Annotated in this window: 10 protein-coding genes; 6 read left to right on the forward strand and 4 right to left on the reverse strand. The window is 56.4% G+C overall.

All coding sequences use genetic code 11. The features are described 5' to 3' along the window. Nucleotides 1–23 precede the first annotated feature (23 nt). From xylH to xylF, 3 genes are all read right to left on the reverse strand, one after another. Nucleotides 24–1,205: a xylose ABC transporter permease XylH gene (xylH, locus tag HMPREF3143_RS13570; protein ID WP_008502744.1), complete on the reverse strand. Its 1,182-nt coding sequence runs from the start codon at nt 1,203–1,205 to the stop codon at nt 24–26. Further along, a complete protein-coding gene (locus tag HMPREF3143_RS13575; protein ID WP_008502745.1) occupies nt 1,183–2,724 on the reverse strand; it encodes a xylose ABC transporter ATP-binding protein in 1,542 nt (513 codons plus the stop codon). The genes xylH and HMPREF3143_RS13575 overlap by 23 nt, the downstream gene beginning before the upstream one ends. 72 nt (nt 2,725–2,796) lie before the next feature. Beyond that, the gene (gene xylF / locus HMPREF3143_RS13580; RefSeq protein WP_008502746.1) at nt 2,797–3,789 is read right to left on the reverse strand and encodes a D-xylose ABC transporter substrate-binding protein; all 993 of its coding nucleotides are present in this window, start codon (nt 3,787–3,789) and stop codon (nt 2,797–2,799) included. 371 nt (nt 3,790–4,160) lie between these two features. Between xylF and xylA the strand changes: the two genes are divergently transcribed. The 4 genes from xylA (at nt 4,161) to HMPREF3143_RS13600 (ending at nt 8,568) form a co-directional block, all read left to right on the forward strand. After that, complete coding sequence (gene xylA / locus HMPREF3143_RS13585; protein ID WP_087449766.1) at nt 4,161–5,483, forward strand: xylose isomerase; 1,323 nt, start codon at nt 4,161–4,163, stop codon at nt 5,481–5,483. Nucleotides 5,484–5,550: 67 nt separating this feature from the next. Next, nucleotides 5,551–7,005, forward strand: coding sequence for a xylulokinase (xylB, locus tag HMPREF3143_RS13590; RefSeq protein WP_070533370.1), 1,455 nt, complete (start codon nt 5,551–5,553; stop codon nt 7,003–7,005). A 103-nt stretch (nt 7,006–7,108) separates the two neighbouring features. Continuing rightward, on the forward strand, nt 7,109–7,648 hold the full coding sequence (locus tag HMPREF3143_RS13595) for an isochorismatase family protein (RefSeq protein ID WP_070533372.1): 540 nt from the start codon (nt 7,109–7,111) through the stop codon (nt 7,646–7,648). Further along, nucleotides 7,648–8,568: a GlxA family transcriptional regulator gene (locus HMPREF3143_RS13600; RefSeq protein WP_063452833.1), complete on the forward strand. Its 921-nt coding sequence runs from the start codon at nt 7,648–7,650 to the stop codon at nt 8,566–8,568. The genes HMPREF3143_RS13595 and HMPREF3143_RS13600 overlap by 1 nt, the downstream gene beginning before the upstream one ends. Here the strand turns inward: HMPREF3143_RS13600 and HMPREF3143_RS13605 are convergent. Further along, entirely contained in the window at nt 8,561–9,556 is a 996-nt protein-coding gene (locus HMPREF3143_RS13605; protein WP_023345230.1) for an acyltransferase, read from the reverse strand. The two genes, HMPREF3143_RS13600 and HMPREF3143_RS13605, sit on opposite strands and share 8 nt — an antisense overlap. Before the next feature lie 182 nt (nt 9,557–9,738). On the opposite strand from HMPREF3143_RS13605, the gene HMPREF3143_RS13610 reads away from it, so the two are divergent. Continuing rightward, nucleotides 9,739–10,044 (forward strand): YsaB family lipoprotein, encoded by a 306-nt coding sequence (locus HMPREF3143_RS13610; RefSeq protein WP_021242465.1) that lies wholly within the window; start codon nt 9,739–9,741, stop codon nt 10,042–10,044. A gap of 160 nt (nt 10,045–10,204) precedes the next feature. Beyond that, nucleotides 10,205–11,116 (forward strand): glycine--tRNA ligase subunit alpha, encoded by a 912-nt coding sequence (gene glyQ, locus HMPREF3143_RS13615; protein ID WP_003860141.1) that lies wholly within the window; start codon nt 10,205–10,207, stop codon nt 11,114–11,116. The last annotated feature ends 1 nt before the right edge of the window (nt 11,117 follow it).

The following is an 11,117-nucleotide window of genomic DNA, read 5'->3' on the forward strand; positions in this document are numbered from 1 at the left end:
CCAATTAAGTCACAATACCGTTATCAGGCCCGTCGCTTGGTGGCCGAGTCCATCCAGACTGCCAGTAAAAGAATGGCTCCCTTGACGATATACTGCCAAAACGTCGGGACGTCCATCATACTCATCCCGTTATCCAACGACGCCATGATAAATGCCCCCATCACCGCGCCCGCGACGCTGCCGATACCCCCTGCGAGGCTGGTGCCGCCAATAACGCAGGCGGCGATAGCATCCAGCTCGGCGATGTTGCCCGCGGAGGGAGAACCGGCCCCCAGGCGCGAGCTGAGGATCAGCCCGGCGATGGCGACCATCAGGCCGTTAATGGCGAAGACCGCGAGTTTAGTGCGTTCGACGTTAATCCCCGACAAACGGGCAGCCTCAAGGTTGCCGCCGATGGCATAAATACGGCGGCCAAACGCGGTGCGCGTCGCCATAAACATGCCGCCCAGCAGTAAAAGCGCCAGCAGCAGGACGGGGGTCGGGACACCGCGATAGTCATTCAGAAGCCAGATGGCACCCAGCACAATGACCGCCGTCAGCGCCTGACGTCCCACCACCGAGGTTGATGCTGGCGACGCCAGCCCCAGCGCCTGACGGCGCATGCGTCCACGCCACTGCCACGCGACAAACGCCAGCAGCCCCGCCACGCCGATGGTAAAGCCCACGCCATCCGGGAGATAGCTTTGACCAATCTGCGACATGGCCGCGCTGGTCGGGGAGACGGTGGTACCGTTGGTGATGCCGATTAAGATCCCGCGGAAGGCCAGCATCCCCGCCAGGGTGACAATGAACGACGGCACTTTACGGTAGGCTACCCACCAGCCGTTCCAGGCCCCCAGAACCAGACCCAGCACCAGCGTGACCGCCACGGTCAGCGGCAGCGGCCAGCCGAGCCAGACGTCAAAAATGGCCGCCACGCCGCCGAGGAGCCCCATCATCGAGCCGACCGACAGATCGATTTCCGCGGAGATAATCACGAACACCATGCCCACGGCCAGAATGCCGGTGATAGCGGTCTGGCGGAGCAGGTTGGAGACGTTACGCGCGCTCAGGTACGAGCCATCCGTCATCCAGGTAAAAAAGAGCATGATGACGATAATGGCCGCGATCATCACGAACACCTGCAGGTTCAGCGCTTTTAGCCCTGCGAACGCACCGGGCGTCGGAACGGCGACTTTGATATCAGACGGATTGCTTTTCGACATGACGTTCGCTCCTTAAAGCGGCTTCCATCACCTGCTCCTGCGTCAGGTTCTGGTTAATCAGGTTGGCTTTCAGTTTTCCCTCGTGCATGACCAGCACACGGTCGCTCAGGCCGAGCACTTCGGGTAACTCAGACGAAATGACAATGACGGCAATCCCTTGCTGTACAAGCTGATTAATCAGTTTGTAGATTTCATATTTGGCGCCGATATCAATCCCGCGCGTCGGCTCATCAAGGATTAATATGCGTGGATTGAGCAGCAGGCAGCGCGCCAGAATCGCCTTCTGCTGGTTGCCGCCGCTCAGGCGGCCAATGGCCAGTTCCGGTGAGGAGGTTTTGACCTTCAGACGGGCAAGCGACTGGAGGATGCACTGCTGCTCCGCTGCATCGTCCAGGCTGCTCAGCGCGCCGGAGAAGCGATCGAGTGCCGCAAGCGTAATGTTTTTCCCCACTGCCATGACCGGCACGATGCCGTCTTTTTTGCGGTCTTCCGGCACCATAGCAATGCCGTGGGCAATCGCCTGCTGGCAGTTGTCGATTTTCACCGGCTGGCCGTCGATATAAATCGTGCCCTCCCAGCGCCCCGGCCATACGCCAAACAGACACTGTACGGCCTCCGTGCGCCCGGCGCCGACTAACCCGGCAATACCGAGAATTTCGCCGCTGTGCAGAGAAAACGAGACGTTATTGACGCGCTTGATGTGGCGGTTAACGGGGTGCCACGCGGTCAGATTTTCCACGCGCAACACTTCATCACCTTTGGTGTGAGGCTCATTCGGGTAGAGCGCCGTCAGCTCGCGCCCCACCATCATGGTGATGATGTCATCTTCGCTCATGCCCGCGGCTTCACGCGTGCCGATGTGCTGACCGTCGCGGATCACGCAGATGGTGTCCGAAATGGCTTTAACCTCGTTCAGCTTGTGCGAAATGTAGATACAGGCGATGCCGTGGTTTTGCAGATCGCGGATGATATTGAGCAGAACCGCGGTTTCCTGTTCGGTGAGCGAGGCCGTTGGCTCATCGAGGATCAGCAGCCTGACCTGCTTATTGAGCGCTTTAGCGATTTCAACCAGCTGCTGTTGCCCCAGGCCCAGATCGCCCACGCGGGTATCCGGTGAAATGTGGAGGCTCACCTGCGCCAGCAGCTTTTCACAGCGGAGCGTCATGGTGTCGTAATCCAGCACGCCGTGGCGGGAGATTTCGGCTCCGAGGAAAATGTTCTCCAGCACGGTGAGATGTTTCACCAGCGCCAGTTCCTGGTGGATGATGGCGATACCTTTGCGTTCGGTATCGCGAATGTGAGTTGCCTGGATCACTTCGCCGGCAAAGACGATTTCGCCTTCGTAGCTGCCGTGCGGGTAGATCCCACACAGCACTTTCATCAGCGTTGACTTGCCTGAACCGTTCTCGCCACACAGCGAAACCACTTCGCCGGGATTCAACCGGAGACTGACGTTGTCGACGGCTTTCACCGTGCCGAAGCGCTTGGTGATGCTTTTCATTTCAAGTAAATAAGGCATAACTGCTCCACATAACCCGAGGAAAGAACAGTGCAACGTGATGCGCCCCCGCAGAGCAGGGGCCGCGCCGGATTACAGTTCGCTCTTCTTGTGGAAACCGTCCTTAATGACGGTGGCGTCAATGTTCTCTTTATTGACTTCAATAGGGGTGAGCAGGCGAGCCGGAACGTCTTTCAGCCCGTTATTCAGCGTGGCGTCTGCTTTTGGTTGCTTACCGTTGCCCAGTTCCACGGCGATTTCCGCCGCCGTATTGGCCAACTCGGTAATCGGTTTGTAGACCGTCATGGTTTGGGTGCCGGCGATAATACGTTTTACGCCAGCCAGATCGGCATCTTGCCCTGAAATGGCGACTTTACCCGCCAGCCCCTGGGCGCTCAGGGCCTGAATCGCACCGCCTGCGGTGGCATCGTTGGAGGCCACAACCGCGTCAATTTTGTTGTTGTTGGCCGTCAGCGCGTTTTCCATAATCTTCAGGGCGTTTTCGGGTAACCATCCGTCGGCCCACTGATCGCCAACCACTTTTATTTTCCCGTTATCGATGTACGGTTTAAGGACCTTCATTTGCCCTTCGCGGAACAGCTTGGCGTTGTTATCTACCGGCGAGCCGCCCATCAGGAAATAATTGCCCTGAGGCACTTTGTCGATCAGGCTTTGTGCCTGTAATTCGCCGACTTTTTCATTGTCGAACGAAATATAATAATCAATGTCCGCATTATTAATCATGCGGTCATAGGCCAGCACTTTTATGCCTTCTTGTTTGGCTTCTTTCACTACGTTACTTAATACCTGGCCGTTATAGGGGATAATGACTAGCACATCGACGCCGCGGTTAATCATATTCTCGATCTGCGACATTTGTGTTTCTTCGTTGCCGTTAGCCGACTGGACAAACACGTTTGCGCCGAGTGATTCCGCTTTTTTCACAAAAATATCGCGATCTTTTTGCCAGCGCTCCAGACGCAGGTCGTCAATCGCCATGCCAATTTTGACCTCCTTGGCATGCCCTGCAAAGCTTGCAAGGAGGAGCGTAGTGCAGAGCGTTAGGGTCAGGTTCTTTATCTTCATAATTATTAGGCCTTTTTGTAGGGGTATGTGTTGCTGAGATAAAAGAAACATTCACTGCTGGGACGCAGCAAATTTTTAACGCGGAAAGGCAGGCTGGCAATTACAGATTTTTATCTTCTCATTATGATATTTGGTTTATTTCTGAATTTATGACCGCGATCGGATTTTAAAATACGTAACGTCTTAATTACATTTGATTCTGGAATCCGCGCCGAAAAATAGTTCGTCTGCGCATTATTTTGCGAGCCAGCGCACAGTTGTGCATTCTCTCAATAGCAGTGTGAAATAACGTAATTGAGCAACCCAAAATGTCTATTCACTATTACTCCTGTATCAACGACTCGCCGCATACCCTGATTATGGAGCTCAATATGCAAGCTTATTTCGACCAACTCGATCGTGTTCGTTACGAAGGCCCGAAAACGACCAATCCTTTAGCATTTCGTCACTACAACCCGGATGAGCTGGTGCTGGGTAAGCGCATGGAAGATCATCTGCGCTTTGCCGCCTGTTACTGGCATACCTTCTGCTGGAACGGCGCCGATATGTTCGGCGTGGGCTCCTTTGACCGCCCGTGGCAGCAGCCGGGTGAGGCCATCGAGCTGGCAAAGCGCAAAGCCGATGTGGCGTTTGAGTTCTTCCACAAGCTGAACGTGCCGTACTACTGCTTCCATGACGTCGACGTGTCGCCGGAAGGCGCATCGCTGAAAGAGTACCTGAACAACTTTGCGCAGATGGTGGATGTACTGGCGGCAAAACAGCAGCAAAGCGGCGTGAAGCTGCTGTGGGGCACGGCAAACTGCTTCACTAACCCACGCTACGGCGCAGGTGCGGCAACCAACCCGGATCCGGAAGTGTTTAGCTGGGCGGCCACGCAGGTGGTGACGGCAATGAATGCCACGCATCAGCTGGGCGGCGAAAACTATGTCCTGTGGGGAGGCCGTGAAGGCTATGAAACCCTGCTCAACACCGACCTGCGTCAGGAGCGCGAGCAGATTGGCCGCTTTATGCAGATGGTTGTCGACCACAAGCACAAAATCGGCTTCCGCGGCACGCTGTTGATTGAGCCGAAGCCGCAGGAGCCGACGAAGCACCAGTATGACTACGACGTGGCGACGGTGTATGGCTTCCTGAAGCAGTTCGGTCTGGAAAAAGAGATCAAAGTGAACATTGAAGCCAACCACGCCACGCTGGCGGGCCACTCTTTCCACCACGAGATCGCGTCGGCGATTGCGCTGGGCATCTTCGGCTCGGTCGATGCGAACCGCGGCGACCCGCAGCTGGGCTGGGATACCGACCAGTTCCCGAACAGCGTGGAAGAGAATGCGCTGGTGATGTATGAGATCGTCAAAGCGGGCGGCTTCACTACCGGCGGCCTGAACTTTGACGCCAAGGTGCGTCGCCAGAGCACCGACAAATACGATCTGTTCTACGGCCACATTGGCGCGATGGACACCATGGCGCTGGCGCTGAAGGTGGCGGCACGTATGATTGAAGACGGCGAGCTCGATAAACGCGTGGCGAAGCGCTACAGCGGCTGGAACAGTGAGCTGGGCCAGCAAATTTTGAAAGGTCAGTTATCGCTTGCGGAGATCGCGAAGTACGCTGAACACCATCAGCTGGCGCCGCAGCACCAGAGCGGGCACCAGGAGCTGCTGGAAAATCTGGTCAACCACTACCTGTTCGATAAATAACGGCATCCAGCTTGTAGGCCCGGTAAGCGCAGCGCCACCGGGCATTTTCACTTAAGGAATCCACTATATGTATATCGGGATCGATCTGGGCACATCGGGTGTGAAAGCCATCCTGTTAAGCGAGCAGGGCGAGGTGTTAGCAACGCAGACTGAAAAGCTGCAGGTTTCACGTCCGCATCCGCTGTGGTCGGAACAGGACCCGGAGCAGTGGTGGCAGGCAACGGATCGTGCAATCAAGGCGTTAGGTGAACAGCATTCTCTGCGTGACGTGAAAGCGCTGGGGATTGCCGGGCAAATGCACGGTGCAACCTTGCTGGACAGCGAGCATCGCGTGTTGCGACCCGCCATTCTCTGGAACGATGGCCGCTGTGCAGAAGAGTGTGCGCTTCTTGAGGAACGCGTACCCACTTCCCGCGCGATCACCGGCAACCTGATGATGCCGGGCTTCACCGCACCAAAACTTTTGTGGGTACAGCGCCACGAGCCGGAGATTTTCCGTCAGGTGGCGAAAGTCCTGCTGCCGAAAGACTATCTGCGCTTTCGCATGACGGGCGATTTTGCCTCCGACATGTCTGATGCCGCCGGCACGATGTGGCTCGACGTGGCGAAACGCGACTGGAGCGAGGCGATGCTGGATGCCTGCCATTTGACCCGTGAACACATGCCTGCGCTGTTCGAAGGTAGCGAGGTAACAGGCACACTGCTGCCAGACGTTGCGGAACGCTGGAATATGCCTGCCGTACCGGTGGTTGCCGGGGGCGGTGACAATGCCGCAGGGGCCGTGGGCGTCGGCATGGTTGAGGCAGGTCAGGCGATGCTGTCGCTGGGAACCTCTGGCGTCTATTTTGCCGTCAGCGACGGCTATCGCAGCAATCCCGAAAGCGCGGTGCACAGTTTCTGTCATGCGCTGCCTGGAAAATGGCATTTGATGTCGGTGATGCTGAGTGCAGCGTCGTGCCTGGACTGGGCGGCGAAGCTGACCGGGATGGCCGATGTTCCTGCGTTGATTGCCGCAGCACAGCAGGCGGATGAAAATGCCGGTACCGTCTGGTTTTTACCGTATCTGTCCGGCGAGCGTACGCCACACAACAACCCTGAAGCGAAAGGGGTGTTCTTTGCCTTAACCCATCAGCATGGTCCGGCAGAACTGGCGCGTGCGGTTCTCGAAGGCGTCGGATATGCGCTGGCTGACGGAATGGACGTGGTTCACGACTGCGGCCTGAAACCCGCAAGCGTCACCCTGATTGGCGGCGGTGCGCGAAGCCCTTACTGGCGACAAATGCTGTCGGACATCAGCGGCTTGCAGCTGGATTTCCGCACCGGTGGCGATGTTGGCCCCGCGCTCGGCGCCGCGCGTCTGGCGCAGATTGCTATGAACCCGGAAAAACCGCTTTCACAACTGCTGCCGCAGCTTACGCTTGAACAGGCGCATTTGCCTGACGCGGCGCGCCATGCGCGGTACGCGGAAAGGCGCGACGTGTTCCGCAAAATCTACCAGCAACTGCTGCCGCTGATGACGTAAATTCGCTTGTCCGGGAGAGGCACGAGGATGTCCTTTTTTGGTCTGTGCGTGCCTTCCTTTCCTTGCCAGTATGGTGTCACACCCACTGGCGAGGAGAACCATCATGTCACGCATTGCACTCATCAACATTGATACTCAGCAGTCCTTCCATCACCGCAATTACTGGCAGGAGGATGACATTCCCGCTTTTCAGCAGGGGATGCTGGGGCTGATTGAAGGCTGCCAGGCGCGCGGTATTCCGGTCGTTGATATTTTTCATGTGGATGGAGACGGCCCTTTTACGCTGGAAAGCGGCTATGTCAAACCGATGGCCTTTTTGCGTCATCAGCCGGATGTGGTTTTCCAGAAACACGTTCATAATGCCTTCACGGATACCGGGCTCGATCGCTGGCTGCGCGAGCGTGATATCAATAGTGTGATTATCTGCGGCATTCGCACGGAGCAATGCTGTGAAACCACCGCCCGGGTGGCATCCGATCTGGGTTATGCTGTGACCTTTGTGAGCGAGGCCACGCTGACGTTCCCCATGACCTACAAGGGCATTACCCTTAGCGCAGCGGACATTCGCCACCGTACCGAAACGGTACTGTCCGGGCGTTTTGCCGACATTAAAACGGTAGCGGAGACGCTGGAGTCACTGTAATGCCCATCGACGTCTGGTTCGTGATGTTGCCCGGGGTGCTGTCATTAGATATGACGGGCCCGGCAGAAACCTTTGTGCTGGCTGGCGACGCGTTTCGTCTGCATTACATTGGCCCGCAACCTGACGTGCCGACGTCGATAGGCCTGACGATGAGCGGCATTCAGCCGCTGCCGGAACGTCTTCCAGAGGGGAGCCTGCTGGTATTGCCCGGCGTGAGCGACTCCCGCTCTCAGTTTTCGACGCCGCAGGCGTTACGGATACAGCACTGGCTGATGCGCCTGCAGCCGATTATTCAGCGCCGGGATATCACGGTGATGTGCGTCTGTTCTGGCGCGCTGCTGGCGGCGAAATCTGGCCTGCTGAATAACAAACAGTGCACAACTCACCATGACGTTATCAGCCGTTTACGCACCGCGGCCCCTACGGCGACGATTAAAGAAAACCGCATCTTTGTGCAGGACGAGAACATCTGGACCAGCGCGGGGATCACGTCGGGCATCGACCTGGCGCTGCATATGATTAACCGCCTGTGCGGCCCCGAAAAGGCGCTGAATGTGGCGCGCGAGATGGTGGTCTGGTTCCGCCGTTCTGGTGACGATCCCCAGCTCTCCCCGTGGCTACGCTACCGCAATCATCTTCATCCGGCGATTCATCGGGCGCAGGATGCGCTCACAGCCGAGCCGCAAAAAGCGTGGAACTTGCCTGATATCGCCGCGCTGGCGCACGTCAGCCCGCGCCATCTTACCCGGCTTTTCCAGACTCATTTAGGCATTAGTGTCCGCGATTATCTGGAGCAGCTGCGTCTGGCGGTGGCGGAACAGTGGCTATTGCAGGGGCGCGGCGTGGAGCAGGCTTCCCTGGCGGCAGGGTTTTCCTCCCCGCGCCAGTACCATCGCGCCCGGCAGCGAAGCGTTAGCTGACGAAGCGGCGAACGTCTATTTTTTGCAGCAGCATCGACAGCAGCAGGCTGATCGCCAGGGTCGCAGCAAAAATCCAGATGATATCCAGCACCGGCCAGGTTTTAAGCTCGATGCCTCGTGTCCGAAGCGCGTGGATCACCAGCGCGTGAAAACCGTAAATCCCGAGAGAGTGTCGTGAAATGACGCTCAGTACGGGAAGGGGACGCGCATTCAGGGTGTTTTTAACGAGCGTGAGCAGCGATACGGCACAGATAAAGACCATCGGGCCGCAGTACAGATACCAGGTATCGGCAAAATTACCGCGCCACTGCAGCTCATGCAGCGTCCCGCGTGAAATCACCGCCACGCCGGCGATAAACAGTGCCCCGCAGAGCCAGTTCAGACCGCGTTTTTGCGTGTCCATCATCCCGATGGCGCGCCCCAGCATGCCGTAAAGCACGTAATAGAAGGTATCGCCGTTGATATAGAGGTTCACCGGCAGCCACTCAAATCCGTCGATTTTCTGCGAGACCGTATTCGGGTTGGCGACAATGCCAATCACCACCATCAGGGCCAGAAGCATTTTCCCGCTAACGTTTTTCACCTGAATGAGCGGAGAGACCAGATAGATCACGATAATGGCGAAGAAGAACCACAGGTGGTAGAACACCGGCTTTTGCAGCAAATATTTGAGGGATAACCCGGCGTTAATGGAGGTGAACAGGGTGATATAGAGCAGGGCAACGGCGCTGTAGAACCCCAGGCAGGCCGCGATGCGGATGAAGTGTCGCGGCTGCGCGCTGCGTTCACCAAAAAAGAGAAAGCCGGAAATCATAAAGAACAGCGGCACGCTGACGCGCGACGCAGAGTTGAGAATATTGGCGATATCCCAGTTAACGGGGCTGATGCTGTGGGCGTTCGTGACGTACCAGGTCGTCGTGTGGATCATGACCACCATCAGACACGCTATTCCTCGCAGGTTATCAATCCAGTTAATTTTTGACGGCATCAGTTCCTCGTATTCCCTGTAAAGTGAGTGTGACTCCCATTGTCCAAAAGTCTTCGTTTGGAAAATTCTGAGTTTTATTCGCAGGCTTGCCGGGAGACCGCGAGATTCGCAGAATGGCTGACCATAATCTATAAACGTGTTGATACTAAAAATAACAGCCACTGACCAGGACGGTAATAAAAATGATGATGAAGCGTGTGGCATCACTCATTCTGCTTTTCATGCTGGCAGGATGCAGTGCGCCACAAGAAGCACCAGTGCAAAAAGCCCAGCAGGGCAAAATGAGCCCGGAACGTTCACTGAATATGGAGTCACTCTGCAAGGACCAGGCCGCACGCCGCTATAACTCGGACGTGCAGAAAATCAACGTCACCGGGTTTGAGCGCTTTCAGGGCAGCTATGAGCTCAAGGGCTATACGGCGCGTAAAGAAGGCTTTGTCTGCTCGTTTGATGCGGACGGCCAGTTTTTACACCTCTCCATGCGCTAGCCTGCTCGCATAATCAACAGCCAGACGCCGGCAGCGCCCTGGCGTGAATGCTTATTTCCCAATTTTCCCTAAACAACCCCGTTTCGTACTGTATATCTTGCAGCCAGCGGGTATACTGGTCCCTTCCATTTAAAACCACACGTATCCAGCACGAAATACTATGCAAAAGTTTGATACCAAGACCTTCCAGGGCCTGATCCTGACCTTACAGGATTACTGGGCTCGTCAGGGCTGTACCATTGTTCAACCTTTGGACATGGAAGTCGGCGCCGGCACTTCACACCCGATGACCAGCCTGCGCGCGTTGGGGCCAGAGCCAATGGCGACCGCGTATGTGCAGCCTTCCCGTCGTCCGACCGATGGTCGTTACGGTGAGAACCCGAACCGTCTGCAGCATTACTATCAGTTCCAGGTGGTGATTAAGCCATCACCCGACAACATTCAGGAACTGTACCTCGGGTCGCTGAAAGAGCTGGGTATGGATCCGACCATCCACGATATCCGTTTCGTGGAAGATAACTGGGAAAATCCAACGCTGGGTGCCTGGGGTCTGGGTTGGGAAGTGTGGCTGAACGGCATGGAAGTGACCCAGTTCACTTACTTCCAGCAGGTTGGCGGTCTGGAATGTAAGCCGATCACCGGTGAGATCACCTACGGTCTGGAACGTCTGGCGATGTACATTCAGGGCGTAGACAGCGTTTACGACCTGGTCTGGAGCGACGGCCCGCTGGGTAAAACCACCTACGGCGACGTGTTCCATCAGAACGAAGTGGAACAATCCACCTATAACTTCGAATACGCGGACGTGGACTTCCTGTTCACCTGCTTCGAGCAGTATGAGAAAGAAGCGCAGCAGCTGCTGGCGCTGGAGACTCCGCTGCCGCTGCCTGCCTACGAGCGTATTCTGAAGGCCGCCCACAGCTTCAACCTGCTGGACGCCCGCAAAGCGATCTCCGTGACTGAACGTCAGCGCTACATTCTGCGTATTCGTACCCTGACCAAAGCCGTTGCAGAAGCTTACTATGCGTCCCGTGAAGCCCTTGGCTTCCCGATGTGCAACCGAAACAAATAAG

Origin of the sequence: Enterobacter sp. HMSC16D10 (assembly GCF_001807145.1) — a bacterium.
GTDB classification, from domain to species: domain Bacteria; phylum Pseudomonadota; class Gammaproteobacteria; order Enterobacterales; family Enterobacteriaceae; genus Enterobacter; species Enterobacter roggenkampii.